The sequence below is a fragment of the Pseudomonas sp. BP01 genome (genome assembly GCF_022760795.1).
GTDB lineage: Bacteria > Pseudomonadota > Gammaproteobacteria > Pseudomonadales > Pseudomonadaceae > Aquipseudomonas > Aquipseudomonas putida_Q.
The window spans coordinates 205,411-231,210 of the sequence record NZ_JAFBKA010000006.1; the positions used below are offsets into that span (position 1 = coordinate 205,411).

21 protein-coding genes are annotated in these 25,800 nt (G+C 64.7%); 3 read left to right on the forward strand and 18 right to left on the reverse strand.

Annotation, left to right across the window (positions count from 1 at the left end; translation table 11 throughout):
• Nucleotides 1-4: 4 nt before the first annotated feature.
• From JOY50_RS08085 to JOY50_RS08140, 12 genes are all read right to left on the reverse strand, one after another.
• A complete protein-coding gene (locus JOY50_RS08085; protein ID WP_243055045.1) occupies nt 5-1,417 on the reverse strand; it encodes an aldehyde dehydrogenase family protein in 1,413 nt (470 codons plus the stop codon).
• A complete protein-coding gene (locus JOY50_RS08090) occupies nt 1,410-2,600 on the reverse strand; it encodes a pyridoxal phosphate-dependent aminotransferase (protein ID WP_243055046.1) in 1,191 nt (396 codons plus the stop codon). The genes JOY50_RS08085 and JOY50_RS08090 overlap by 8 nt, the downstream gene beginning before the upstream one ends.
• Before the next feature lie 24 nt (nt 2,601-2,624).
• The gene (gene alr, locus JOY50_RS08095) at nt 2,625-3,854 is read right to left on the reverse strand and encodes an alanine racemase (RefSeq protein WP_132841110.1); all 1,230 of its coding nucleotides are present in this window, start codon (nt 3,852-3,854) and stop codon (nt 2,625-2,627) included.
• A 34-nt stretch (nt 3,855-3,888) separates the two neighbouring features.
• Nucleotides 3,889-5,496, reverse strand: a complete 1,608-nt coding sequence (locus tag JOY50_RS08100; RefSeq protein WP_138736805.1) for a 5-guanidino-2-oxopentanoate decarboxylase — start codon at nt 5,494-5,496, stop codon at nt 3,889-3,891.
• Entirely contained in the window at nt 5,489-7,606 is a 2,118-nt protein-coding gene (locus tag JOY50_RS08105) for an acetate--CoA ligase family protein (RefSeq protein ID WP_243055047.1), read from the reverse strand. Before JOY50_RS08105 ends, JOY50_RS08100 begins: the two co-directional genes overlap by 8 nt.
• Before the next feature lie 17 nt (nt 7,607-7,623).
• On the reverse strand, nt 7,624-8,784 hold the full coding sequence (locus JOY50_RS08110) for an acyl-CoA dehydrogenase family protein (protein ID WP_028613171.1): 1,161 nt from the start codon (nt 8,782-8,784) through the stop codon (nt 7,624-7,626).
• 32 nt (nt 8,785-8,816) lie between these two features.
• Nucleotides 8,817-9,611, reverse strand: a complete 795-nt coding sequence (locus JOY50_RS08115) for an enoyl-CoA hydratase/isomerase family protein (RefSeq protein ID WP_243055048.1) — start codon at nt 9,609-9,611, stop codon at nt 8,817-8,819.
• Nucleotides 9,612-9,952: 341 nt separating this feature from the next.
• Entirely contained in the window at nt 9,953-11,359 is a 1,407-nt protein-coding gene (locus JOY50_RS08120) for an amino acid permease (RefSeq protein ID WP_016499182.1), read from the reverse strand.
• Nucleotides 11,360-11,555: 196 nt separating this feature from the next.
• On the reverse strand, nt 11,556-13,808 hold the full coding sequence (locus JOY50_RS08125) for an ATP-binding protein (RefSeq protein WP_243055049.1): 2,253 nt from the start codon (nt 13,806-13,808) through the stop codon (nt 11,556-11,558).
• Nucleotides 13,805-14,590 carry an ABC transporter substrate-binding protein gene (locus JOY50_RS08130; RefSeq protein WP_132841122.1) on the reverse strand — a complete coding sequence of 262 codons (786 nt, stop codon included), beginning with the start codon at nt 14,588-14,590 and terminating at the stop codon, nt 13,805-13,807. Before JOY50_RS08130 ends, JOY50_RS08125 begins: the two co-directional genes overlap by 4 nt.
• A complete protein-coding gene (locus tag JOY50_RS08135; protein ID WP_028613175.1) occupies nt 14,587-15,303 on the reverse strand; it encodes a response regulator in 717 nt (238 codons plus the stop codon). The genes JOY50_RS08130 and JOY50_RS08135 overlap by 4 nt, the downstream gene beginning before the upstream one ends.
• A 73-nt stretch (nt 15,304-15,376) precedes the next feature.
• Nucleotides 15,377-16,021 carry a TetR family transcriptional regulator C-terminal domain-containing protein gene (locus JOY50_RS08140; protein WP_016487575.1) on the reverse strand — a complete coding sequence of 215 codons (645 nt, stop codon included), beginning with the start codon at nt 16,019-16,021 and terminating at the stop codon, nt 15,377-15,379.
• Nucleotides 16,022-16,123: 102 nt separating this feature from the next.
• On the opposite strand from JOY50_RS08140, the gene JOY50_RS08145 reads away from it, so the two are divergent.
• Complete coding sequence (locus JOY50_RS08145) at nt 16,124-16,870, forward strand: enoyl-CoA hydratase (protein ID WP_243055050.1); 747 nt, start codon at nt 16,124-16,126, stop codon at nt 16,868-16,870.
• Between the two features lie 211 nt (nt 16,871-17,081).
• Here JOY50_RS08145 and JOY50_RS08150 read toward each other — a convergent pair whose 3' ends face one another.
• From JOY50_RS08150 to JOY50_RS08165, 4 genes are all read right to left on the reverse strand, one after another.
• Nucleotides 17,082-18,137, reverse strand: a complete 1,056-nt coding sequence (locus JOY50_RS08150) for a lipocalin-like domain-containing protein (RefSeq protein WP_243055051.1) — start codon at nt 18,135-18,137, stop codon at nt 17,082-17,084.
• Complete coding sequence (locus JOY50_RS08155) at nt 18,127-20,580, reverse strand: FtsX-like permease family protein (RefSeq protein WP_243055052.1); 2,454 nt, start codon at nt 20,578-20,580, stop codon at nt 18,127-18,129. The genes JOY50_RS08150 and JOY50_RS08155 overlap by 11 nt, the downstream gene beginning before the upstream one ends.
• Complete coding sequence (locus tag JOY50_RS08160; protein ID WP_243055053.1) at nt 20,580-21,245, reverse strand: ABC transporter ATP-binding protein; 666 nt, start codon at nt 21,243-21,245, stop codon at nt 20,580-20,582. Before JOY50_RS08160 ends, JOY50_RS08155 begins: the two co-directional genes overlap by 1 nt.
• Nucleotides 21,246-21,368: 123 nt before the next feature.
• Nucleotides 21,369-22,133, reverse strand: coding sequence for a DMT family transporter (locus JOY50_RS08165; RefSeq protein WP_310737972.1), 765 nt, complete (start codon nt 22,131-22,133; stop codon nt 21,369-21,371).
• A gap of 607 nt (nt 22,134-22,740) precedes the next feature.
• Here JOY50_RS08165 and JOY50_RS08170 point away from each other — a divergent pair.
• A complete protein-coding gene (locus JOY50_RS08170) occupies nt 22,741-23,808 on the forward strand; it encodes an aromatic ring-hydroxylating dioxygenase subunit alpha (protein ID WP_243055054.1) in 1,068 nt (355 codons plus the stop codon).
• Between the two features lie 12 nt (nt 23,809-23,820).
• The gene (locus tag JOY50_RS08175; protein WP_243055055.1) at nt 23,821-24,771 is read left to right on the forward strand and encodes a PDR/VanB family oxidoreductase; all 951 of its coding nucleotides are present in this window, start codon (nt 23,821-23,823) and stop codon (nt 24,769-24,771) included.
• Between the two features lie 6 nt (nt 24,772-24,777).
• Here the strand turns inward: JOY50_RS08175 and JOY50_RS08180 are convergent, their stop codons facing one another.
• Together JOY50_RS08180 and JOY50_RS08185 are read right to left on the reverse strand one after the other, a co-directional pair.
• Nucleotides 24,778-25,491, reverse strand: a complete 714-nt coding sequence (locus JOY50_RS08180; protein ID WP_028613182.1) for a GntR family transcriptional regulator — start codon at nt 25,489-25,491, stop codon at nt 24,778-24,780.
• Nucleotides 25,492-25,701: 210 nt separating this feature from the next.
• Nucleotides 25,702-25,800 (reverse strand): IS3 family transposase (locus JOY50_RS08185; protein ID WP_243055057.1); only part of this gene is annotated, 99 nt, incomplete at its 5' end.

A 25,800-nucleotide genomic window follows, 5' to 3' on the forward strand; every position in this document is an offset into this window, starting at 1 on the left:
TGGCTCAGCACTGTACGGCTTTCACCTCGACGAACTCCGCCAGGCCCTCTTCGCCCCACTCGCGGCCGTTGCCCGACTGCTTGTAGCCACCGAACGGCGCCTGGTAGTTGAACCCGCCACCGTTGATGAAGCACTGCCCGGCCCGTATCTGCCGCGCCAACGCCAGGCCATGCTCGCGGCTGCCCGCCCACACTGCGCTGGACAGGCCGAACGGCGAGTCATTGGCCAGTGCCAGCGCCTGGGCCTCGTCGGCGTAGGGGATCAGGCACAGCACCGGGCCGAAGATTTCTTCCTGGGCAATGCGCATGCGGTTGTCGACGTCGGCGAACAACGTGGGCGCCACGTAGAACCCGCGCTCGAAGCCGCCGCTATCACCACCGCACAACAAGCGCGCGCCCTCCTCCTGCCCCAGGCGAATGTAGTCGAGCACCGTGCGCCGCTGGCCTGCCGAACACATCGGCCCGAGGAAACTGGCCGGGTCACGCGGGTCGCCCATGACCAGTGCACGGGTCTCGGCCTCGGCAATTTCCAGCGCCTCGGCGTAGCGGCTGGCCGGCAGCAGCATGCGGGTCAGTGCCGTGCAGGTCTGCCCCGAGTTGATCATCACGTCCTGCACGCCGTGGCGCACCGCAGCGTGCAGGTCGGCATCGGCGGTAATCAGCAACGGTGATTTGCCACCCAGTTCCAGGCACACCCGCTTCACCGTCGGCGCGGCCGCTTGTGCCACCCGCACCCCGGCACCGGTCGAGCCGGTGAACGACACCATGTCCACCTGCGGGTGCCGGGCCAGGGCTTCACCGACCTTGGCACCTGGGCCGCTGACCAGGTTGAACACCCCTGCCGGCAGGCCGATGGCGTCGATCATTTCGGCCAGCACAAATGCGTGCAGCGGCGTTTCCTGGCTGGGTTTGACCACCACCGTGCACCCGGCAGCCAGGGCCGGCGCCAGCTTGCCAATCATCTGGTGCAGCGGGTAGTTCCACGGGTTGATGAATGCGCACACGCCAACGGCCTCGCGGTACACCAGCGAATTGCCGACTTCGCGCACCTCATCCATCAGCCCGGCCAGTTCGGCATACTGTTCCAGCCCGGCAATCGGGCCTTCGACCTGCACCGCCTGGCACCACTGCACCGGCATGCCCAGCTCGTCGGTAATAACCTCGGCCATTTGCGCCGCACGGTTTTTCAGCTGTGCGACCAATGCCCGTATGTACCCGGCGCGCACGCTGGACGGCGTGCGCGACCAGCCATCGAAGGCCCGCCGCGCCGCCATCACCGCCCGCTCGACATCGGCCTCGGCGCCCAAGGGTACCCGGCCAATGACCTGTTCGGTGGCCGGGTCGATCACCTCAGCCATACCCTGCCCACTCGGTACCTGCCAGGCGCCATCGATGTACAGCCGCGCATACTCACGCATGGCCGTACTCCCGTTTCAGTTCGTCGGCGCAGCGGGCGATGCGCTGGCAGGCATCGACAAGCGCCGCTTCGCCCAGCACCAGGCCCAGGCGGATATGCCCGGCAGCGCTGGGGCCAAACGCTTCGCCGGCGAGCACCGACACGCCCTGGCGGTCCAGCAGGTGGTCGGCAAAGGCCTGGGCACTTACGCCGGTCTCACGGATATCAACCATCACGAACATGCCACCATCGGGCTTCAGCGCCCTCAGGCCCGGGCAGCCGGCCAGCTGTTCGCACACCAGGTCACGGCGCTGGCGGTAGGCCTCGCGCATGGCGGCCAGCTCGGGCAACGGCTGCTCCAGCGCCACCACGGCGGCGTCCTGGATGAAGTCCGGCGAGCCATACAACATGCACAGGGCGAGGTTTTCCAGGTGGGCGGCCAGCTCGGCCGAACCCACCACCCAGCCCATCCGCCAGCCCGTCATGGCATGGGACTTCGACAGGCTGTTGAGGGTGGCGGTGCGTTCGGCCATGCCCGGAAGGCTGGCAGGGCTGACATGTTCGCCCTCGTACAACAGCTCGCTGTACACCTCGTCGGAGATCAGCCACAGGTCGTGGGCGATGCACAGTTCAGCCAGTGCTTCCCAGGTAGCACGGGGCAGGCTTGCCCCCGACGGGTTGTGCGGGCTGTTCAAGGCCAGGGCTCGGGTGCGCGGGGTGATGCGCTCGGCCACGTCTTGCGGGCATACCCGAAAGCCGTTCTCCGGCTTGACCGGCACCGGCACCACCTTGGCACCACAGGCACCGAACACCGCCTCATAGGTCACATACATCGGTTCGGCGACAAGCACCTCGTCGCCTGGGTCCAGTACGCACTGGGCCACGCAGTACAGCGCGCACTGGGCCCCCGCCAGCACCGTCACCTGGTCGGCGGTAACGGCCTGGCCGCTACGCTGCTGGTGGCGCCTGGCGATGGCCTGGCGAAGGGCCAGCTTGCCGCGTACATCGGCGTAATGGGTGTGACCCGCCTGCAGGCTGTCGATGGCCGCCTCGACAATCGGCGCGGGGGTGTCGAAGTCCGGGTCACCCACCGACAACAGCAGGATGTCCTTGCCCTCGGCCTGCAGCGCCAGGGCGCGGTAGTGGATGTCCCAGGCTGCGGCCCCGTCGCCGGCGATGCGTTGGGTAAGCTTGGCGTAGCGCATGGCAATCTCCCTTCTTTGGCGGTTTCAGTCGACGAGAATCTTCGGGTTGGAACTGCCCCACACGGTGTACAGGTCGGCCAGCAGCGCGCCGTTGATTTCTTCCATCTCGGCCTGGGTGATTTCGCCCCCGGCCTGCTTGCCGAACAGCACCACTTCGTTGCCACCCTTCACGTCCGGGAAGTCGGTGACATCGACCATCAGCGTGTTCATCGACACCTTGCCCACCACCGGTATGCGGTGGCCGTTGATCAGCACATGGCCCTTGTTGGTGAACACCCGGCGATAGCCATCGGAATAGCCGACGGTGATGTTGGCCAGGCGCGAATCACGGGCCAGGGTGAAGGTGCGGTCGTAGCCGACGGTGTTGCCGGCCGGGTAACTGTGTACCGCCGCCACGTGCGACTTGAACTGCATGGCGCGTTGGTACTCGGTGCGCGCCGGCACGGTGTCACCGAACAGCGCGCCACCGGTGCGCACCATGTCCAGGCGCGCCTCCGGCACCTCCAGCGTAGCGAACGAGTTGGCGGCGTGCAGGGTGAGCTTGCTGCGGTCGAGCTTCGCGTGTTTGATCAACCAGTCGGTCTGCTCGTTGAAGGCCGCCAGGCCCTTGCGCACATCGTCCTTGTCTTCCACGGCGAAGTGGGTCATCAGCGCGACCAGCTTGAGGTGCTTCTGGTCGGTGATCTGCAGCGCTTCGCCACGGCCGGACCAGGTCGCCATCTCCACACCGTTGCGGCTCATGCCGCTGGAGTTGAGCGCCATGTGAATGCGCAAGGTCTTGCCATGGCGCGCGGCGATGGCATCGACCTGGCGGGCAAATTCGGCGCTGCCCACCAGCTCGTCCATGTCGTACTGCAAGGCATCTTCCAGCTCGCCGAGGCTGGCCAGGCGTACCCGCACCAGTTGCCCGGTGAAGCCACTGGCGCGGACCACGCGGGCCTCCTCGTTGCTGGCCACCGCCACGCAGGGCACGCCCTGGGCGATGATCGATGGCATTACCAGGCCGATACCGTGGCCATAGGCATCGGCCTTGAGCACGGCGCACAGCTTGGACTTGCCGGCCAGCTCGGCCTGCAGGGTGCGGATGTTGTGCTGCAGGGCGCTGGCGCTGACTTCGACCCAGGCGTTGCTGTTCTGCACGGTCAGGGCGTTGGTGCCGTTGTCCATCGACAGCGGTGGTGCGGCATACAGGGGGGCCTGGCCGGTAATCAGCAGGGCCAGGGATGCGGCCAGAAGTGTACGGCGAAATGGCATGTGGGTTTCTCTTGTTCTATTGGTTGTGCGCGGCTTAACAGACGCAGGTGTGTTTGAGTTCGATGAAGGTAACGCCGGGTGTGGCGAAACCGCTGGCCAGGTCGGCCTGCAGCGCGTCCAGATCACGTGGCTGGCGCACCGCGCAACCAAAGGCACGGGCCAGGCCGATGAAGTCCGGGTTACGCGGCAGCACGCCGACCGGCTCGATGTTCAGGCCAAGCATGTCATCGCGGATCTGCCCGAGGGCGTCGTTGTTCCACAGCAGCACCACCAACGGCCGGTCCAGTTCCTCTACAGCCGTGGCCAGCTCCTGGGCGGTATAAAGAAAACCGCCGTCGCCCACCAACACCAGGCCTGGGCGATGGTCGGTGGCGAGCATACCGCCGATACCGGCCGGCAGGCCGTAGCCGAGGGTGCCGTAGCCGGTGGGGTGCAGCCAGCTGCGCGGCGCCCGGCTGGCGAAGGCGTAGTTGCCGGTGTAGGCCAGTTGGGTCATGTCGCTACTGATGAACGCGTCATCGGGCAGCACGGCGGCAATGCGGTCCAGAATCGCCTGATGGGTGGCCTGCAACGGTGCATGCCCTCTGCGGATGGCCTGGCGCAAGTTGCTCACCGCTTCGCTGGCCTGCGCCGGGTCTCGGTCGAGTGCTGGCAGGTGCTCGAGCAAGCCGGCGAGGGTTTGCCGGGCATCACCCTGCAAGGCGATGGCACAGGGGTAGAAGTCGTTGAACTTGCGCGGGTCGATGTCCACGCGCAGCAGTTCGCCAGTGATCGGCAGGCGCTCGCGCCAGAAGTCGGTGTCGGCCATTTCGGTGCCCACGGCCAGCACCACATCGGCCTGGCTGATCAACTGCCAGCCAGGCTCCACGCACAGGCTGGAACCCGCGTTCAATGGAGCTTGCGGTGCCAGCAGGCCCTTGCCTGCCACGCTGGTGAATACCGGTGCCGCCAGCCGGGTGCTCAACTGCGCCAGTTGCTCGGCCGCGTGCAGCGCACCGCCACCGGCGATGATCATCGGCCGTTTGGCCGCTGCCAGCTTCAGGGCAGCCTGGTCGAGGGCTTCGCGGCAGGGCTGGCCACGCTCGGGGCGGCGTGCCACCTCATCGCTCCAGTCACGGCTGACGGGTGCGGCCAACACGTCCAGCGGCACCGAAATGTGCACCGGGCGCGGCCGCTCGCTGTCGAACACGGCCCAGGCACGGGCAATCAGTTCGGGCAGGTCGTCGCCGCGCAAAGCCACCGCAGAGAACGCGGTGATCGGCGCAGTCATGGCGCGCTGGTCCTGGGTTTCGTGCAGGCAGCCCCAGCCCTTGCCCAGGCTGGCGGTATGGTTGACGCTGGAAATCACCAGCATCGGGATGGAATCGGCATAGGCCTGGCCGATGGCGGTGGCGGCGTTTGTCACCCCCGGGCCGGTGATGACAAAGCACACCCCCGGCTGACCACTCACCCGCGCATAGCCGTCAGCCATGAAGCCGGCGCCCTGCTCGTGGCGGGTCAGCACATGGCGGATACCGCTCCCCGGCAGGCCGCGGTACAGCTCCAGGGTATGCACCCCGGGGATGCCGAACACAGTCTGCACGCCGTAGTTGGCCAACAGGCGCACAAGCGCCTGGCCGGCAGTCAGGGTAAGGTCATTCATGTCGTTCTCCTTGCGCCTGGCCGAGGCGGATCAGCGCGTCGACCGCGGTGGTGCCGTGGGCACCGACCATCAATGGGTTCACATCCAGCTCCAGCAGTTGCCCGGCGTTTTCGCAGGCGTAGTCGGCCACCGCGCGGATGGCTGCGACCAAGGCGTCCAGGTCGGCGGCCGGGCGGCCACGGAAGCCTTGCAGCAGGCTGGCGCTGCGCAGGTTCAGCAACGCGGCGCGGATAGCACTGTCGGTGGTGGGCAGCAACAGGCTGACACTGTCCTTGAGCAGTTCGACCAGCACGCCACCGGCGCCGATCACCAAGGCCAGGGCAAAGTCGTGTTCACGTTTGATGCCCACTATCAGCTCGGCCAGCGGCGGGTCGGCCATGGGTTCGAGCAGTACCTGGTCGAACGCGACGTGCGGGGCGTAGGCAGCGATGCGCTGGCGCATCTGCACCAGTGCGGCTTCCAGGGCGGCGGCATCACGCAGGTTCAGCGCCACCGCACCGGCTTCGGTCTTGTGCGGCAGCTGCGCGCTGACCGCCTTCAGTACCAGCGGGTAACCCACGCGGGCGGCGTCTGCCACAGCGCGCTCGGGCGTACTCAGCACGCCCGCTGGCACCGGCAAACCGAAGGCGCGCAGGGCGTGCTTGGCTTGCCATTCGTCCAGCAACCGGCTTTCGCCCGTGAGGGCTTGCGGGCACAGCGGTACCCGTGCGGCCTCGCCTTGCTCCAGCAACCGCCGGCGGTTGCGCTGGTAGGCGACAATGCGGCCCCAGGCCGCCAGGCCGTCTTCCACGCCCTGCAGCGCAGCGATGCCCCGGGCATGCAGGCGCTCACGCGCAGTGGCGGGCAGCAGCTCCGGGAAGGCGGAGGTGACAAAACCGATCTTGCCGTGACGCTCCAGCGCGTCGCAGTAAAGCGCCAGCAGCAGGTCGCACTCCTTGCGTTCGCCAGTGAATGCCGCCGGGTAGTCCAGCACCAGCATGGCGGCATCAGCTGCCCCGCTCAGGGTATTGTCGAGCATGCGTTGCAGGGCCGCTTCATCGCCCCAGATGGCAGTGGTGAAATCCAGTGGGTTGACCAGGTTGGCATAGGCCGGCAGCACCTCGGCCAGTGCCGTCACCTGCCCCTGTTCAAGCTTTGGCAGGTGTAGATGGTTGCGTTCGGCATAATCAGCGATCAGGCCAGCATCGCCGCCCGAGCAGGCCAGCGCGATCAGTTCGCCATCTGCCGGCAAGCGCCCGCAAGCGGCGGCCTTGAGGGTTTCGACAAAGCTCACCGGGCCGCTGACGCGGATCACGCCCAGGCGCTGGAAGAGGCTGTCGTACAGGGCATCGGAGCCGGACAACGAGCTGGTGTGGCTCAGCGCCAGTTCAGCGCCGATCTGCGACACGCCAGTCTTCAGGGCAATGATCGGCGTACCCTGCTGCAATGCCTTGTAGGCGGCGCGTGCAAAGCCAGGCACGTTCTTCAAGCCTTCCAGGTGCAGGCCGATGGCCGTTACCCGTGGGTCGTCGAGCAGTACGTCCATCAGCTCGGCCACACCCAGTTGCGCCTGGTTGCCGACCGAGGCCATGTAGGCCACCGGCAGCGAGCGGTCGCTCATGGACAGGTTGTAGGCAAAGTTGCCGCTCTGGGTGAGGATCGCCACGCCCTTCTCCACCTGCTGGCCGCCATGGGCCACCGGCCACAGGGCGGCACCGTGCAGGTAATCAAGCAGGCCATAGCAGTTGGGGCCAAGCAGGGCCATGTTGCCCGCCGCAGCCAGCAGGCGCTGCTGCAACTGGCGGCCCTCTTCGCCGCTTTCGGCAAAGCCGGAGGCATAGCAGATGGCACCCCCGGCGCCACGCGCGGCCAGCTCGGTAACGCACTGCAACGTCAGCTCACGGTTGGTGGCAATGAACACCGCGTCCGGGGCATACGGCAAGTCGGCCACACACGCCACACAGGGGATGCCCTCCAGGCTTTCATGCTGCGGGTTGACCAGCCACAGCTCGCCGCCAAAGCCACCTTCGGCGCAGCGCTTGAGCGCCCGCGCCATGCTGCGCCCACCAACGAAGGCCAGGTGCCGGGGCGCCAGCAGGCGCTTGAGGTTGTCACGAATCGATTGCGACATGGGTGTTCTCCTGGCGCTCAGCGCAGCAGCGGGCGCAGCAGTTCGCGGGCGATGATGTGCCGCTGGATTTCCGAGGTGCCCTCCCAGATCCGTTCGATACGCGCGTTGCGCCAGATACGCTCGACCGGCCCTTCGTCCATCAGGCCCATGCCACCGAAAATCTGTACGGCTTCGTCGGCCACCTTGCCCAGCACTTCGCTGGCAAACAGCTTGGCCATGCCGGCTTCACCGTCGGTCATGCTGCCCTGGTCCATCTTCCAGGCAGTGTGCAGGGTGAGCATTTCGGCGGCGCGAATCTGCGTGGCCATGTCGGCCAGCTTGAACGATACGCCCTGGTAGCTGCCGATGGCCTGGCCGAACTGCTTGCGGTCGGCGGCCCACTGCAGCGACAGGTCGAGGGCGCGCTGGGCCTGGCCCACGCAGTTGGCCGCAACCATCACCCGGCCGGCGGTCAGCCAGGCGTTGGCCACTTCCCAGCCCTTGCCCACTTCGCCCAGCACCTTGCTGGCCGGCACCCGGCAGTCGTCGAAGAACAGCTCGTAGGTGTGGTAGCCACGGTTGCTCACGCACTTGGGGCCGCGGCGAATGGTCATGCCCGGTGTGCCGCGGTCGACCAGCAGCGCCGTGACCGCATTGCGCTTACGCCCGTTGTGCTCGTAGGTGTCGGTGACCGCGAAGACAATGGCGAAATCGGCGTGGCCGGCGTGGCTGATGAAGTGCTTGCTGCCGTTGATGACAAAGTCATCGCCCTGGCGCACAGCGCGGGTCTTGATGGCGTTGGCATCGGAACCGGCACCCGGTTCGGTGAGGGCGAAGCAGTCGGTTTTCTCGCCCTGCACGCAAGGCAGCAGGTAGTCGTTGATCTGCTCGTCCTTGCAGGCCATGAGTATTTTCGACGGGCGTGCGACAAACACATGCAGCGCCCAGGACACCTTGGACAGCTCACGTTCGATCAGCGCCTGGGACAGGTAGTCCAGGCCACCGCCGCCAACTTCCTCGGGCATATTGAAGGCATAGAACCCGGCGGCGATGGCCTTGCCACGGATGTGCGCGGCCAGCTCAGGCGACACGGCATCGGCCCGGTCCACCGCTTCTTCATGGGGCAGCAGCTCTTTGGCCACAAAGCTGCGTACCGCTTCCACCAACATTTCTTGTTCTTGGGTCAGTTGGAAATTCATTTGTGCAGGTCCTGGTCAGGGTCGATATCGGGTTACTGGCCGGTGAAACGGGGGGCGCGGCGTTCTACCGAGGCTTGCAGCGCCTCGACGCCATCCTGGCTGCGGCCGCACAGCAGGCCGGCGTGGCGCTCGGCCTCCAGCTGCTCGGCCAGGGTGCGGCGGGCGCCGTCGCGGATCAGCTGCTTGGTCTGCGCATAGGCGAACGTCGGGCCATTGGCCAGGCGCCCGGCCAACTCGGCTGCCACGGCAGGCAGTTGCTCGTCGGCGCAGACTTCGCTGACCAGCCCGGCCGCCAGGGCACGCTCGGCGCCCCACAGTTCATCGAGGAACAACAAGCGCTTGGCCTGCTCGCTGCCGATCAACCGTGGCAGGTGCCAGCTGGCGCCGGCATCGGGGCTGTAGCCCATGCTGGTGTAGCCGGCCTTGAAGCGCGCAGAGGCAGCGGCGATACGCAGGTCGCAGCACAGGCTGAGGTCCATGCCACCGCCCACTGCGGTGCCGTTGATGGCGGCGATGGTGGGCTTGTCGAGGCTGTGCAGGCGCAACATCAGGGCGTGGGCGGTTTCGGTCCAGCCGTAGCTTTCCAGGGTGCCCGCAGCTTCGGCGGCAGCCCACTCGGCCAGGTCGGCGCCGGCGCAGAAGCTGCGACCGCTGCCGGTAAGCACCACCACGCGTACGGCCGGGTCGCTGTTGTGGCATTCGAGCAAGGCGTGCAGTTGCTTGAGGGTGGGTATGTCCAGCGCGTTGCGTTGCTCGGGGCGGTTGAGGGTGATCCAGGCAACGCCGGCTTCGACTTTGCTCAACAGTGACGACGACGGGGTGGTCATGGGGGGCCTCGGTGTTGTTGTGATGGTTTTGGGAGGGCTTGATGAGGGAGATACTAAACGAGTGTTCAACAAGGCGGCAATTGGCGGTGAGATGGCCTGTAACATCACTCGAAAACCAACTAACCTATTGTTTCAAAGTGATTTTTTTCATCTTAAGAGGGTTAAATCCGAGGTGGTTGTTACAACTTTGAACAACTGTGGGATTGCCGGGGGCGCTTTGCGCCCCTTTCGCGACACAAGGCCGCTCCCACAGGGTCTTTCACAGCGTTCAAGTCTGCGCAGTACTTGTGGGAGCGGCCTTGTGTCGCGATGGGCCGCAAAGCGGCCCCGGCAATCGTGAATCAAACGCCAGGCGCGCTCGGCTCAAAGGCGCCCTGCCGACGGCGATTGACGAAGAAGTACGCCGCGTAGCACAGGGCAATAAAGCCAAAGCCCCAGTACAGCGACGGCCGCTGGGTTTCATCCAGTGCCAGGAACACGAACAGCGAGCTGCACAGGGTGATGCACAGCAGCGGCACCAGCGGGTACAGCGGCGCCCTGTACTTCAGGTCCTGCAGTTGGCCACCTTCACGCAGGTAGGCCTTGCGGAAGCGGTACTGCGCCAGGGCGATGACGATCCAGGTCACGGTGCCAGACATCCCGCTCACCGCCATCAGCACCATGAACAGGGTGTCGGCGGCAATGAAGCTGGTCATCAGCGACACCAGGGCAAAGCACAGGGTGATGCTCAGCGCCCGCAGCGGTACGCCGCGCTTGCTCAGCGGCGCCAGGCTTTTCGGCGCCATGCCGCTCTTGGACATCGCCCACAGAATGCGCGTAGACGCATACAGCCCAGAGTTGCCCACCGACAGGATGGCGGTGAGGATGACGAAGTTCATCACGTCGGCAGCAAAGGGGATGCCGACCATGTCGAACACCTGCACGAACGGGCTTTCCATCAGGCCGGCCTGCTCGAATGGCACAATGGCCGACAGCACGGCGATCGCCAGCACATAGAAAATCAGCACGCGGAACACCACGTTGCGCACGGCGCGCGGGATGCTTTTTTCCGGGTGCTCGGTCTCGCCGGCCGCCACGCCCATGATTTCGCAGCCCTGGAACGCATAGACCACGGTCATCATCACCGCGAACACCGCCGACAGGCCGTGGGGGAACAGCGACTCGCCCACCAGGTTGTCCAGCATTGGCGCCGGCGCCCCGCTGCTCAGCGGGATGGCGCCGAAAATCACCAGCAGGCCAATGATGATAAAACCAAGGATGGTTGCCACCTTGATGCCCGAGAACCAGTACTCGGCCTCGCCAAAAGCGCGAGTGGCCAGGGCGTTGAGGCCGAACAGCACGACCACGAACAGTGCCGACCAGTACCAGATCGGCACCTCGGGGAACCAGCGGGTCATCAGCATGCCGGCAGCGGTGAACTCCAGGCCCACGGTAGTGGCCCAGCTCATCCAGTACACCCACCCGATCATGAAGCCGGTGGCCGGGCCGATGAACTTCGTGGCATGGGCCTGGAACGAGCCGGACACTGGCATCTGCACCGACAGTTCACCCAGGCAGACCATCACCAGGTACATCAGCAAGCCGGCCACCAGGTAGGCCAGGATCGCGCCCACCGGCCCGCCCTGGTTGATGGTCACGCCCGAACCCATGAACAGGCCGGTGCCGATCACCCCGCCCAGCGACAGCATGAAGATGTGCCGGCTTTTCAGGGCGCGGGTGAGCTGGATTTTTTCGTGGTTGTCAGTCATGGCGCACCTCGCTATTGCGGCAGGTGCGGGGGGCGTTACGAAGGAGGGGCTGAGCGCTACGGCATGTCATTATTCTTGTCTCCAATAAGCCTCATGGACCGCGTGCAACACGGTTGCAATGGATTATTGAAAACGGATGTAAGGTGCCGTTGTACGAACGGATCGAAGATGTAAAAAGTCGTAAGTTTTTTGTACGTCAGCTCTGGATCAAATGTTCCAGGGTCGCACGGGCTTGGCCGAGCTGGCTTGCCAGTGGCTCGGCAAGTGCGTTCAGCGCCTGTCCGTCATGCTGGCGGGCTGCGTCTTCCAGGCGTCGCAACAGCGCAGCCAGGCCAGAAAAACCCAGCGAGTCGCAACTGCCGGCCAGGCGATGGGCCAGGTGCAGCACTTCGGTAAAGTCCTGGGCCGGCAGCGCCTCGGCCAACGCTGTGGCGTGCTGCTCCAGTGACTGGCGCAACACGTTCAGCAGGCCCTGCAGCTTCTGCTCGCCCAGCAGCGAGCGGTGGGTGGCCAGCAGCGACCAGTCCATGTTGGCGTCAATACCGGCCTCTTCAGTCGGCGTCGCGTCGGCCAGCGCCTGGCGCAGGTTGGCCAGCCGCAGGGGCTTGGCCAGCACTCCTTGCATGCCGGCTTCCAGGTAACCCGACACTTGCCCCGGTTGCACGCCAGCGGTCAGCGCCACTATCCGGCTGTGGTGGTTAGGCCCGGGGGTAGCGCGAAGCTGCCGGCACAGTTCCACCCCGCTCATGCCGGGCAGGTGAACGTCGAGCAGGATCAGGTCGAAGCGCCGCTGTGCGCACAGCTGCAGGGCCTGCCCGGCATCCTCGGCAAAGCTCACCCGGTGGCCATCGCGCACTAGCAAGCCGCCTGCCACCTCACGGTTCAGCGCGACATCCTCGACCACCAGGATATCCAGGCTGGCACTGGCCGACTGGGCTGGCTCAGGGGGTGAACCCGGCTGCCCGAGGGCGATGTCGAGCTCGAACCAGAAGCAACTGCCCTGCCCTTGCACACTGTCCAGGCCAATGCAGCCTCCCAGCTTTTCCACCAGGTGTTTGCAGATCGCCAGGCCCAGCCCGGTGCCGCCGTAGCGCCGAGCCACGGCCTCGCTGGCTTGGACGAAGCGGTCGAAGATTTTCGCCTGGACGGCCGGCTCGATGCCGATGCCATTGTCACTGACCGACAGGCGCAGGCGCTGCGTGGTCGCGTCGCTGGCCAGCACCTGCACCTTGAGCCGCACCTGGCCGTGCTCGGTGAATTTGATGGCATTGGCCAGCAGGTTGCTGAGCACCTGACGCAGGTACTGCTCGGCGCCGTGCTGGTAACCGGCCAATTGCTCATCTACCTCCAGGTGCAGCGTGTCGCCGTTGTCCGCGGCCATGGGTTCGAGCAGCGCCAGCACTTCCTGGCACAACTGGCGCAGCGAAAAGCCCACCAGTTCGGCGCGGCTCTCGCCTTCTTCGAGCCGGGCGAAGTACAGCACTTCGTTGAGAATCGCCAGCAGCCCCTCGCCGGCCTTGTACAAGGCCTCCAGGCGTTGACGGTCGGCCGCTTCCAGCCGGCCACCGCGTAGCAGCTCGGCCATGCCCAGGATGCCGTTGAGCGGGGTGCGCAACTCGTGGCTCATGGTCGCCAGGAAGCGCGACTTGGCCAGGTTGGCGGCCTCTGCGTCATCCTTGGCCCGGGCCAGGCTGGCGGTCCGTCGCTCGACCATGGCCTGCAGTTCGTCGCGCTTGTCCTGCAACGCCAGGCGGTCGCGCTCGCGGCGTTCGATGTCGCTGAGGATGGCGCGGCGCATGTCGTCCAGGGCATTGGCCACCGTGTCGATTTCGTCGGGGCGCGATGAACGGCGGCGGCCCAGGCGCAACGGTTCCTGCCATTGGCCGGCGCCAATACGCCGGGCGAACTCGGCCATCACTTGCAGGTGGCGGGTGACCAGGCGGTAGAAGAGCCCCGACAGCGCCACCGCCAGGCCGCACAGGAACACCCCCATCCACAGCAGGCTGGCAAGGCCGGTGGCATACAACCGATGGTGTACCGCCCCCAGGTCGATACTGACTTCCAGCTCGCCCAGGTGCCTGGCCGGGCCCGAGGGGGGCTGATAATCCAGGGGGAAGCGCTCGATGCGCAGCGGCCCTTTGGGTTCGGCCTCCCCTCGTAGCAGTTGAAAATCGTCGCTGAGCAAACGCACCCGGGCCACGTCGGAAAAGTCCACCAGGCCGCGCAGTTGTGTGTCCAGCTGCGTCTCGTCCAGGTCCCACAGGCTGCGCTCCAGGCTGGCCAGGTAGCCGGCGCGGATCAATGCCATGCGCGCCTCGATGTCGCGCATCTCGCGGCGGTATTCGAAGTACAGCTGCACGCCACTGGCCAGTACCGTGAAACACAGGCTGAACAACAGGATGAACCGCAGCAGGCGGCGCAGCAGGCCATCGGTGTGCAGGCGGATCATCGGGCATCTGCCGGCAGGTTGATCATGTCGCGGTAGGTGACCTCGCTCTGCTCCAGCCAGCGCGCGATCTCGCCAGCCTGGTTCATGCGCCGCAGCTGCGCATCTATTTCGTCCATGTGCTGGCTCAGGGGTGATTGCCGCGATACGGCAACGCGCAGGTAGTCCACGCTCAGTGCGCTGGGCAACACGCGGATGTCCTGCGCCCCGGGCAGGTGCTCGATGAACAGTTCGCCAGTGCGCCGCTCCTGGATCACGTAGTCGATGCGCCCGCGGATCAGCTTGCCGAAGTTCTGCTGGCTGGAAGACACCCGTTCGATGTTCTGATGCCGGGCGACGAAGCGGTCGAATTCGGCGCCATAGCTTTCGCCGTACAACAGGCCGCCGCGGTAACCGGCCAGGTCCTCCAACTGCTGGAACTGCACCGGCCGTTTGCGGTTGTAGAACACAGCCACTTCCTCGCGCACCACCGGCTCCGTGGAAAAATGCATGCGCTGGTCCCGCTGGTCGCTGTTGTAGGCCAGCACCACGTCTACCCGCCCGGCGGCAGCGTCCATCAGGCAGCGTTTCCAGTTGCCCAGCACCACGGTCTGCACCTGGTAGCCCATGCGGGCGAACAGTTCGCGCACCACGGTTGGCGCCAGGCCACGCACCTGGTGGCCGTCGCTCCAGGACATCGGCGGGTACACCGGGTAATCGCAGTAGCGCACCGTCTGTGCCGCACCGGCCGGCACAGCGAGCAATGCCAGCACCATCGCCCAGGCACGGCGGGCGCGGTGGATCATGCGGCCACGCTGGCAGTGAACAGGTAGCCGGTACCGTGAATGGTGATGATCAGTTGCGGCTCGGCCGGGTCATCGTGCAGCTTGCGCCGCAGGCGGCCGACCAGCACGTCGATGGAGCGGTCGTTGGGCACCCACTCGCGGTTGCGAATCTGGTCCATCAGCTGGTCGCGGCTCAGGGTATGGCCGCTGTTGCGCAGGAACACGCTGAGCAACTGGAACTCACCGTGGGTCAGCAGGGTTTGCCCGCCGCGTGGGTCGATCAGGCGACGGCGGTCGGTGTCCAGCGCCCAGTCGGCAAACTGTTTCAGCGACTGCGCGCAGGCCGGTGCCGGGTGCACTTCGCGGGCATGGCGCACGCGGCGGATCAGGTTTTTGGCGCGCGATACCAGCTCGCGGGGGTTGAGCGGTTTGATCACGTAGTCGTCGGCGCCGCATTCCAGGCCGACAATGCGGTCGATGTCGTCGTTGCGGCCGGTGATGAGGATGATGCCCACCTCCGAGCGCACCCGCAGCTCGCGGGTCAGGGTGAGGCCGTCCTTGCCAGGCAGGCGGATATCCAGCAGCACCAGGTCGACATCCTGGCTGGCGAGCCAGGCTTCGGCCTTTTCCGCCGTATCGGCGCAGTGCACGTCATAGCCTTCCTGGGACAGATAGGCCTGCAGCAAGTCACGAATAAGCGGATCGTCATCGACGATCAATACCCGAGGCGTCATTGCGTGTTGTCTCTTTTTATTGGTGTTGTTCTACACACTCGCGCCAGCAGCGTACTCGTTACTGAACAGACGATCAACAGCCCTCGGGCAGGCTGAAGCGCCGCCGACCACCGGCCTGCAGGCCGTCGACCCAGGCCTCGCAGATAATCACGCCCTGCTCGGGGGTGAAGGTGCCGGGGTTGAGGCCCGACTCCAGCCACAGGCCATCGAGCAGGGCACTGAGGCTGATGGCCGCGAGGTCGGCATCGAAGCCCTGCCAGCCCTCCTGCGTGGCCAACTCGGCCAGCAACCGGCTCAGCTCCTTGCGGTACTCGCCATAGGAATGGTCATGCACCTGGTTGATCGCGTCAGCCGTCTTTACCGCGCCCCAGAACGCCAGCCAGGCGTCGAGCAGTTGCGGGTCGAGCAACTCTGCGCAAAACGAGGCGCGGAAAAACGCCGACAGCCGCTCCCGGGCATTGGGCGCAGCCTGCGCCATGGCGTCACGCAGCAGCCCCATCACCCGGCCGGTGACGGCCAGGTAGGCTTCGGCCACCAGTTCATCCTTGCCGGCGTAGTGGTGGCTGATCAGCCCGACCGAGACCCCGGCCTCGGCCGAAATCTTGCGGATCGAAGCCCCTTGGAATCCGTGGCGTTTGAGGCACACCAGGGTCGCTTCGACCAGGTTGGCCTTGCGCAATTCCGGCAGCATGCGGTGGTAGCGGGCTTCCTGGCTCATCAAGGGTTCTCGGTTCAGGGGCTGGACTGAACGACTGTACAACAAGCCGGACTGCGTGATAAACCCTTGGCACACTTACCCACAACAACAAAAACGGCTGCCATGAACGACCTGATCACACGCGAGCTGTACCAAGGCCTGCTGACCCTGGCCTTCAACCGCCCCGACAAGCTCAATGCCCTGAACACTGCCATGTACCAGCAACTGGGCGACCTGCTGCTGGCAGCGGGTGAAGACCCTGGCGTCGATGCCATTATCATCACCGGTGGCCCCCACTGCTTCAGCGCTGGCAACGACCTGCGCGACTTCCTCGATAACCCGCCCACTGACCTGGACAGCCCGGTGTTCCGCCTGATGCGGGTGGTCATGGGCCTGGACAAGCCGCTGATCGCGGCGGTCAGTGGCGCCGCAATCGGCATCGGCGCCACCTTGCTGTTGCATTGCGACCAGGTGCTGGTCAGCCGCTCGACCAAGTTGCGCATGCCTTTCGCACCGTTGGGGGTGTGCCCGGAGTTTGGCTCCAGCCTGTTGCTGCCACGCTTGCTTGGCCAGGCCCGCGCCGCCGGCCTGCTGCTGGGTAACGTGTTGCTGGATGGCGAACAGGCGGTGGCCTGGGGGCTGGCCAATGAGCTGCATGAAGATGGCGAACAGTGCCTGGCCGCAGCGCGCAAGCTGGCGCGGCAGCTGCAAACTTACCCGCAGGCGGCGCTGCGCATCAGCAAGCGGCTGATCAAGGACAGCCAGCGGGCGGAGCTGGAGGCCACGGTGGCGCGGGAAAGCCAGTTGTTTATCGAGTGCTTGCGCACCGAAGAAGCACGCGCCGTGTTACGGCGGCTGATCAAAGATTGAAACGATGACGCGCCCCTTGTGGGCGCGACTGTGTTGCTCAAACTTTTCAAGTTTGCGCGGTACCTGTGGGAGCGGGCATGCCCGCGAACACGGGCATAGCCCGTGCCATCCACCGAGCAGCCTGCTTCGCGGGCTTGCCCGCTCCCACAAGTACCGCGCAGGTTTGGGCCATGCTGTATTTGTGGGTGCATGATCGCGGGAATGTGTTGCACTAGTACCCGGTCATCTCCAGATACCCGCGCCCACCCGAACTCCCGCTCAACCGCACCGGCCCTTCCCAGTACGGGAACCGCGTATCCATCCAGGCCCGTGGCTCCACCGCGTCAACCTCCACATCAACCCCATGCGCCGGCACCAGCACCCGCCAGCGCGTCGGTACCTGCTTGCCATTCTTCTGCTCGGCCCAGGCCAGGGCCTGCAACTGCACCTGCGCGCCTTGCAGCGCTACCACTTCACCTTGCGGGCCAACCCACGTGCCGGCGCGGTAGGCATCGCCCTGAGCCTGACGCACCTGGAACACCATCAGCTTGGCACCACTGTCCAGGTGCAGCGAAAACCAGTCCCACCCGGTTTGCCCGGCCGCCAGCGGCTGGCTGCTCCATTCCCGGTCCAGCCAGGCCTGGCCGGTGACCGCGATGCACATGCCGTCACGTTCCACTTCCCCGCGCACACGGTAAAACGGCTGGCTGTAATAGTAAGAGGCCTGCCCCTTGCCGGATTTCTCGCTGTAACCCTGATCGCCGTGCAGCACCAGGGGCCGATCACTGCGCAAACGCAAGTCGTAGCGAAAACCTTCGCCACCTGCAGCCATCTGCACGCTTTCGATACCCCCCCTGCCCTGCAACGACCAATCATTGATCCACGCCCGGAAAGGCTGGGCCTGCACACCGGCCTGGTCAATACCGCCGCGCGCCAGGGTTTCGCCAGACTGGTGGCCTCCCGGCCCGGTCAGGGCCGCGTGCCCCATCCACAGGTTGGGGCTGTTCCAGTCGGTAGTTTCAGGGCCGGGGCGCAGGGCCGAGCGGAACAGGGTCCACTGCGCGCCCCAGTCACGCCCTTGGGCGTCCTTGAGGTTGGCGGTGACGTACCACCATTCGATGCGAAAGCCATCGTGCGCGCCATGGTCACGCGGGAACTCCAGGCGATGCGCACGGGCCACCTGGCTGAACCCGTCCGCCTGCTGCCCGAGCCCGGCATAGCCTTGCGGCGCCGGCGGGTCACAAGCGCATAGCAGGCCGCACAGCAACAGCCACGCGTTACGCTTCATCGGCAAACGGCCTCAACAGTTCGCGGGGCTGGCGGCGCGCCAGTTGCCACAACGGCCAGGCACTGGCCAACAAGCTGGTGAACAAACCCAGCGCGGCCAGTTGCAGCAGCTGCACGGGGAATACGTAAAGCGGCAGGCGCCAGCCGAACGCCTGCACGTTGACCACCGCCACCAGGCACCAGGCCAGCAACACCCCCAACGGGATTGCCAGCAGTACCGTGAAACTGCTCAGCATCAGTGTCTGCCCCAAGCTCAGCCACACCAGTTGCCTGCGCTGCACACCCAGCGCCCACAGGGGTGCCAGCTGGCTCAGCCGCGTTTGGCCCAACGTCAGCAAGTTGATGAACAGCGCCACGCCGGCCACGCCAAGCGTGAGGCTGTTGAGCGCAGCAGTGGCGGCGAAGGTACGGTTGAACACCTCGGTGGACCAGCGTTTCAGGCGTGCCTGCTCTACCACGCGGCTGTCGTCCAGGGCGAAACGCTGTTGCAACGCGGCCTTGATGACGGGCCCTTGTTCAGCGGGCAAGTCAACGCTCAAGCCGGTTAGCGCTGCCTGTGGCCAATGCTTGCGTAACCAGCCGGCATTGACCAGAACATGGCCCTTGGGGTTACCGTAGTCGGCATAGATCCCCACCACCGTCATCGCCTCTGAAGGCAGCGCCAGGCGGTCGCCCAGTTGCAGCTTCAGGCGCCTGGCCAGCTGTTCACTGAGCATCACGCCCTGGCCGCTGGCCAGCACTTCCCAGGCGTGAGGCTGCTGCTGTAGCAACGGCCAACGCTTGAGGTAGGCCGGGTGATCGACGATACCCTGGAGCTGCACCGGCCAGCCACGCAGCTGCGTTTCCACACGCCAGCCGGGCAGCACCACACTGGCTGCAGATTGCTGCCCTACCCACTGCGCAATCTCCAGACCTTGGGCGGTATCCCGAGGGGTGACGTACAGGTCGGCAGACAGGCGCAGGTCCAGCCAGCCGACAAAAGTCTTGCGAAAGCCCTCGGTCATGCTGCCCACGCCGACACTGGCAGCCAGCGCCAGCAACAATGCCATCAGCGCCAGGCTCAGGGCCGGCAGTTGCTGGCGGCTGTCGGCGACAAACCATTGCGCCAAAGGTCGCCGGCAATACCGCGTCAGCAAGGCCAGAGCCCGGTCGAGCAAGGCCGGCAACAACAGCGCCGCCGCCAGCAACAGCCCAGCCAGCATGGCAAACGCGCTGGCCAGGCGGTTACCCAGCACGCCACAGCCCAAGGCCAGCAGCAACAGAACCCCCGCTATGCAAGCCTGGCGCCTCAACCATGGCCCCTGCGCCAGCCGCCAAGCCTGAGGCTGCGCCAACGCCAGTAATGGCAACCGGGCTGCACGCAACACGCTGCCCAGTCCTGCCAGCAATGCCCCCAACACACTCACAAGCACTCCCACCAGCCACCACCACGCGGGCAGGCTCAGGGTACCGGCAACTTGGGCGCCGTACAGGCCGCGCAAACTGGCTGCCACATCGGGCAACAACCACGCGGCCAGCACATACCCGCTGGCCACCCCGGCCAGCCCGCCCAGGACGGCGAACAGACCCAGCTCCAGCATCAAGGCACACAGCAGGGTGTTCAAGCTGACGCCACAGGCGCGCAGATTCCGGATCAACCCACGCCGCTGTTCTAGCGCCAGACCGATTGCGGCATGGGCGATAAACAGGCCTACGACGAACGCCAGCAGGCCGAGAGCAGTCAGGTTGAGGTGAAAGCTCTCAGTCAGCCGCTGCAACCCGCCGTCGTCCTGTTGCGGTTGCAGTTCGAGGTAAACCGCAATATCAGCAGGCAGCGGCCCTGGCTTGCCGGCCACCAGCAATCGCGACAACTGCCCAGGCGCGTGCAGCAACCGCTGGGCATGGCCGATATCGACCACGATCACGCCGGGCGCCAAGGCAGGCTGCAGGATCATGGGTGGGAGCAGTTGCCCTTCGCTGTCGCGCACCGCGGCCCCAAGCTCTGCGCCCAGTTGCCGCAAGGTATCTGGCCCGGCCCACGCTTGCCCGGGCGTGCCGATGAACGCCTGCACATCGAATGCTTGCGGCTGCACACCGGCAATGCTGCCGGCCGGCGGCAGGCTCAAAGGGTCGATGCCCAGCAGGCGCACGCTGCGCGCGGGCTCCCCAGGCAAGCGCAAGCGCCCTTCCAGCACGGGCGTTACTGGCCAACCCTGCTTGCGTAATTGCACGTAAAGCCCTTGGTCGAAGCGCTCACCGTTGCGCGGCACTAGCTGCGCCTGCAGCGGCCCGGCCAGCACGGCACTGGCCCGGGCGTAGTCGCTGCGTGCCTGGCTGTTCAGCGCCTGCACGCCCGTCCACAGCGCCGTGGCCAGCCACAGCCCGGTGAAGATGCTGAAAAACTGCATACGATGACGCCGCCAATGGCTGAACAACGCCAACAGGGCCAGCGACAAAAGCCTCATCACCCCAACTCTGGCTGAACGCGACCGGCCTGCAGCTGGCAACGCCGCTGCAAGCGTGCCGCCAGCCGGGGGCTGTGGGTCACCATCAACACACCGCTGCCGGCCTCGGCGACCAGTTGCAGCAACAGGCTCAGCACCTCATCACTGCTGGCTTCGTCAAGGCTGCCGGTGGGTTCGTCGGCCAGCAGCCAGGCCGGGCGCCCAGCCAGGGCGCGGCCGATGGCGACCCGTTGCTGCTGGCCACCGGACAACTGCTCAGGGTAGCGCGCCAGCAAACCTGCCAAGCCCAACTGCTCTGCCAGGTAAGCCACCCATTGTGGGTCATGCCTGCCAGCCAGCCTGGCCTGAAAGGCCAGGTTCGCCGCCACGTCCAGGCTGCTGATCAGGTTGTATTGCTGGAACACCAGGCCAATCCCCTCCCGTCGCCACTGCGCCAGCGACGCCTCCGAACGGCCGTCGAGCGGGACGTCATCGATCAGGATGCGGCCGCTGTCGGCACGGTCCAGGCCGGCAATCAGGTGCAGCAACGTGCTCTTGCCGCTGCCCGACTCGCCCATCAGCGCCAGGCTGCTACCGCGCGCCAGGCGCAGGTCCACGCCCTGCAGAACGGGGAGCGGGCCTGGGGGGGTGGGGAATGATTTGTGAAGCTGTTCGATGGCGAGCATCGACGGGCCTTTATGGTGTGCGTCTGCTTAGTAATAGCAGGTCCGAACCGCAAGGGCGCACAGTCACCCCAGCCGCAGTTCGGTTTTCTTTCCTCCATGATTCATCCTGGGCTGACGTAGCGCCTACAGCAGATGCAGCACTACCGCGCCTAGCAGAACGAAACTTACGCCCAACCACTGCCCTGCCGTTAAACGCTCTTTATAGAACACATAGCCGAGCATGGCCGCCACCCCACCAGAAAGCGTACTAATAACCGTTACAACGGCAATCGAACCCTCAAGCACCCCAAATGAAAACGCTGCAAAACCACCCAGATTGAAAAGACTGGCACCACTCAAGGCGCGATAATCTTTTAAGGTCAAATTGTTACCCCCTCGAAAATTACGATACATAAGCAACAGAAACAGAGCGCCCACGCAGTAGTTCAACCAGAGCATGTTGATTGGGCCTACAGTGGGCAGCGCATATTTACCTTGAACCCAGAAACTGAAGCCGTAAAAACCAGCGGCCAGCAGCGCAAAAACAATTGCCTGCCCCTCGCGACGGTTTAAGCGAGACGCAGGATTGCTGTGCCCCAAGCCCACAGCCATCACACCAAATGCGCAGATGGCGATGCCAACAAACTGATAGGCGCTCAAGCGTTCGCCCCCTGCCCAAGCCAAGATTGTTGTGACGATACCGTAGGACGTGACCACTGGCGCAACAATTGCGGTGCGTCCCTCGGTTAACGCTTTGGCCAGTGAGAGAGCGCCGAGTAGCGTCAACACCGCCGCGACAAGACAGAGGATCATGGATTCTATACTGACTGCGACAATCGAATTGAGGCTGCTTGATTGCAAAGCAAAAATACTCAGAACTACCAGCCCCAATACTTGACTGTAGAGCACTGAACGCCTGATGCCAAGTGACCTGCCATTTACGCTCACCAAATAATCTGTAGCCCCCAACATATGGCTGCCACCAAGCCCATCAACACATCCACTTCAACACCCCTTTGTTGTATTTAGCGAGCCTCACTTCGCTTACACCTATTATGTTTGCGAGCACTTCATTCAATAAGCGGCTTGATGGCGCTGTCAATGACGTGTATTGCAACTAAGCGTGACGAGAGTCGTCACGTAGGAATTATCTGATCTAAGTAGATCCTTTAACCTACAAGAAATCGAATAATTCATAGGTCACTTGTGTCATCTACATAACTCGCAACCAAATGGCACGGGGGCCGCCCGTGTTCGCGGGCAAGCCTGCCCCTACAGAGGGTGCGTCAGCCCTTGGCTTTTTGGCCAACGCACACGGCACCTGTCTTCAAGACCTGCCGCTGAAACCGCCCCATCTCCTACCGACAGTGACCTGACGAATTGGCACCAATGGATCCATTGACCGTTCGATAACCGCACATAGCTCGCAGTTTTCATGCGCAACGTGTTGACCTTGTTCTCACAACAAAGCTCTAATGGATCCATTAAATAAAAACAAAACCCTGGAGAGCCTCCCATGTACCCCAAAAACACCTGGTACGTCGCCTGCACCCCCGACGAGATAGCCACCAAGCCGCTTGGCCGGCAGATCTGCGGCGAAAAGATCGTGTTCTACCGCGCCCAAGAGAACAAAGTCGCCGCCGTCGAGGACTTCTGCCCCCACCGCGGCGCGCCGTTGTCGTTGGGCTATGTCGAGGATGGCAACCTGGTGTGTGGCTACCACGGCCTGGTCATGGGTTGCGACGGCAAGACCGTCTCGATGCCGGGCCAGCGGGTGCGTGGCTTTCCCTGCAACAAGACCTTTGCGGCTGTCGAGCGCTATGGCTTCATTTGGGTATGGCCCGGCGACCAGGCGCAGGCCGACCCGGCGCTGATCCCGCATCTGGAATGGGCGGTGAATGATGAGTGGGCGTACGGCGGCGGGCTGTTCCACATCGGTTGCGACTACCGCCTGATGATCGACAACCTGATGGACCTTACCCACGAAACCTACGTGCATGCCTCCAGCATCGGCCAGAAGGAAATCGACGAGGCGCCGCCAGTCACCACCGTCACCGGCGACGAGGTGGTCACCGCCCGGCACATGGAAAACATCATGGCCCCGCCCTTCTGGCGCATGGCCCTGCGTGGCAACGGCCTGGCCGACGATGTGCCGGTGGATCGCTGGCAGATCTGCCGCTTCACTCCGCCCAGCCATGTGCTGATCGAAGTGGGCGTAGCCCATGCCGGCAAGGGTGGCTACCACGCCGAGGCCCGGCACAAGGCGTCGAGCATCGTGGTGGATTTCATCACCCCGGAAACCGACACCTCGATCTGGTACTTCTGGGGCATGGCGCGCAACTTCGCCGCGCACGACCAGACCCTGACCGACAACATTCGTGAGGGCCAGGACAAGATTTTCAGTGAAGACCTGGAGATGCTCGAACGCCAGCAACAGAACCTGCTGGCCTACCCCGAGCGCAACCTGCTGAAGCTGAACATCGATGCTGGCGGCGTGCAGTCGCGCAAGGTGCTGGAGCGGATCATCGCCAAAGAGCGTGCGCCGCAACCGCAACTGATCGCTACCAGCGCCACCCCTGCCTGAGGAACAGCCGACATGATCGATGCCGTAGTGGTGTCCCGTAACGATGAAGCGCAAGATATTTGCAGCTTCGAGCTGGCGGCGGCGGATGGCAGCCTGCTGCCGGCGTTCAGCGCTGGTGCGCATATCGACGTGCACTTGCCCGATGGGCTGGTGCGCCAGTATTCGCTGTGCAATCACCCCGAAGAGCGCCACCGCTACCTGATTGGCGTGCTCAACGACCCGGCTTCGCGGGGCGGCTCACGCAGCCTGCATGAGCAGGTGCAGGCCGGCGCACGGCTGCGCATAAGCGCGCCGCGCAACTTGTTCCCGCTGGCCGAGGGCGCGCAGCGCAGCCTGCTGTTTGCCGGTGGCATCGGCATTACCCCGATCCTGTGCATGGCCGAGCAGTTGTCCCACAGCGGCCATGATTTCGAGCTGCACTACTGTGCCCGCTCCAGCGAGCGTGCGGCCTTTGTCGAGCGCATTCGCAACGCGCCGTTCGCTGACCGCCTGTTCGTGCACTTTGACGAACAGCCAGAAACCGCACTGGATATCGCCCGGGTGCTGGGCACGCCGCAAGAGGATGTGCACCTGTATGTTTGCGGGCCCGGCGGGTTCATGCAGCATGTGCTGGACAGCGCCAAGGGGCTGGGCTGGCAAGAGGCCAACCTGCACCGCGAGTACTTTGCCGCGGCGCCAGTGGATGCCAGCAACGATGGCAGTTTCTCGGTGCAGGTGGGCAGCACGGGGCAAGTATTCGAGGTGCCAGCCGATCAGACTGTGGTGCAGGTGCTGGAACAGCATGGTATCGAAATTGCCATGTCGTGCGAGCAGGGTATTTGCGGCACCTGCCTGACCCGCGTGCTGCAGGGCACGCCGGATCACCGTGACATGTTCCTCACCGAAGAGGAGCAGGCGCTGAACGATCAGTTCACGCCCTGCTGCTCGCGCTCGAAGTCGTCGCTGCTGGTGCTGGATATCTGAACCGGTTCACGACGAAGGCAGGATGACTTTCATACTCGCGTCCGCCGTTGCCCCGCCAAAGGTTTCGGCGTAGCGCAAAGTGGCATTGGCGTGCTCGCGCATGATGGCTTCGGCGCGAGCACCCTGACGGTTGGTCAGGGCGTCGAACACCGCGTGGTGCTGCATATGGGCGAAGTTGAAGCGCCGGTACTCGCGGGCCAGGTCATGGCGGTCCACGGCCAGTGCGGTGACCGAGGCGAACGGCAGGTGGTCGTTGCGTGCCAGGGCATCGGCGATGGCCGGGTTGTGGCTGGCTTCGATGATCACTTGGTGAAAGCGCATGTTCAGGTCGTGATAGGCCTGCAGGTCGTCTTCGGTCACGAACCCCTTGTCGAATAGCTGATCGCCATCGACCAGACACTGTTGCAGCGCCGCACGTGCTGACGCTGACAAGCCACGCTCTGCGGCTTGGCGAGCGGCCAACCCCTCCAGTACGCCGCGTACCTCGACCGCGCCAGCGATATCATCGGCGCTGACCGAGCGCACCTGAAAACCCCGGCCGCCAAAACGCACCAGCAGGCCTTCCTGCTCGAGGGTACGAAACGCCATGCGCACCGGCATGCGTGAGACGCCGAACAGCTCGGCAGTGGGGACTTCCATCAAGCGCTCGCCGGCCGCCAGCTCGCCCGAGGCGATCATCTTGCGCAACGCGACCAGCACCATTTGACCGGGTTTGCTCATCCAGGCTACTTCCAGGGGCATGAGCGGGCATCTTAGCGCAAGCCGAGGGGTTGCTGCAGGGCTGTTGGAGTGCACCACACAAGGCTAAGTAAGATGTGTGTGCGGGTTCACCCGCGAAGCAGGCAACGCGGTACCTGGCACCGGCTTCGCCGGTGTTCGCGGGCATGCCCGCTCCCACAGCATGGACTGCCCCCGAAAAGTTGGACAGCTTCAGCTAGCAGCCTCAGCAGCATGGGCCCTGTATTTCACAGGGCTCATGCCATTGAGCTTTAGCTTGATACGGTCATGGTTGTAGTAGTGGATGTACTC

Coding starts and splice junctions, on each gene's coding strand:
- JOY50_RS08085 (WP_243055045.1), bottom strand. CDS start 1,417: ATGCGTGAGTATGCGCGGCTGTACATCGATGGCGCCTGGCAGGTACCG.
- JOY50_RS08090 (WP_243055046.1), bottom strand. CDS start 2,600: ATGCGCTACGCCAAGCTTACCCAACGCATCGCCGGCGACGGGGCCGCA.
- alr (WP_132841110.1), bottom strand. CDS start 3,854: ATGCCATTTCGCCGTACACTTCTGGCCGCATCCCTGGCCCTGCTGATT.
- JOY50_RS08100 (WP_138736805.1), bottom strand. CDS start 5,496: ATGAATGACCTTACCCTGACTGCCGGCCAGGCGCTTGTGCGCCTGTTG.
- JOY50_RS08105 (WP_243055047.1), bottom strand. CDS start 7,606: ATGTCGCAATCGATTCGTGACAACCTCAAGCGCCTGCTGGCGCCCCGG.
- JOY50_RS08110 (WP_028613171.1), bottom strand. CDS start 8,784: ATGAATTTCCAACTGACCCAAGAACAAGAAATGTTGGTGGAAGCGGTA.
- JOY50_RS08115 (WP_243055048.1), bottom strand. CDS start 9,611: ATGACCACCCCGTCGTCGTCACTGTTGAGCAAAGTCGAAGCCGGCGTT.
- JOY50_RS08120 (WP_016499182.1), bottom strand. CDS start 11,359: ATGACTGACAACCACGAAAAAATCCAGCTCACCCGCGCCCTGAAAAGC.
- JOY50_RS08125 (WP_243055049.1), bottom strand. CDS start 13,808: ATGATCCGCCTGCACACCGATGGCCTGCTGCGCCGCCTGCTGCGGTTC.
- JOY50_RS08130 (WP_132841122.1), bottom strand. CDS start 14,590: ATGATCCACCGCGCCCGCCGTGCCTGGGCGATGGTGCTGGCATTGCTC.
- JOY50_RS08135 (WP_028613175.1), bottom strand. CDS start 15,303: ATGACGCCTCGGGTATTGATCGTCGATGACGATCCGCTTATTCGTGAC.
- JOY50_RS08140 (WP_016487575.1), bottom strand. CDS start 16,021: ATGAGCCAGGAAGCCCGCTACCACCGCATGCTGCCGGAATTGCGCAAG.
- JOY50_RS08145 (WP_243055050.1), top strand. CDS start 16,124: ATGAACGACCTGATCACACGCGAGCTGTACCAAGGCCTGCTGACCCTG.
- JOY50_RS08150 (WP_243055051.1), bottom strand. CDS start 18,137: ATGAAGCGTAACGCGTGGCTGTTGCTGTGCGGCCTGCTATGCGCTTGT.
- JOY50_RS08155 (WP_243055052.1), bottom strand. CDS start 20,580: ATGAGGCTTTTGTCGCTGGCCCTGTTGGCGTTGTTCAGCCATTGGCGG.
- JOY50_RS08160 (WP_243055053.1), bottom strand. CDS start 21,245: ATGCTCGCCATCGAACAGCTTCACAAATCATTCCCCACCCCCCCAGGC.
- JOY50_RS08170 (WP_243055054.1), top strand. CDS start 22,741: ATGTACCCCAAAAACACCTGGTACGTCGCCTGCACCCCCGACGAGATA.
- JOY50_RS08175 (WP_243055055.1), top strand. CDS start 23,821: ATGATCGATGCCGTAGTGGTGTCCCGTAACGATGAAGCGCAAGATATT.
- JOY50_RS08180 (WP_028613182.1), bottom strand. CDS start 25,491: ATGAGCAAACCCGGTCAAATGGTGCTGGTCGCGTTGCGCAAGATGATC.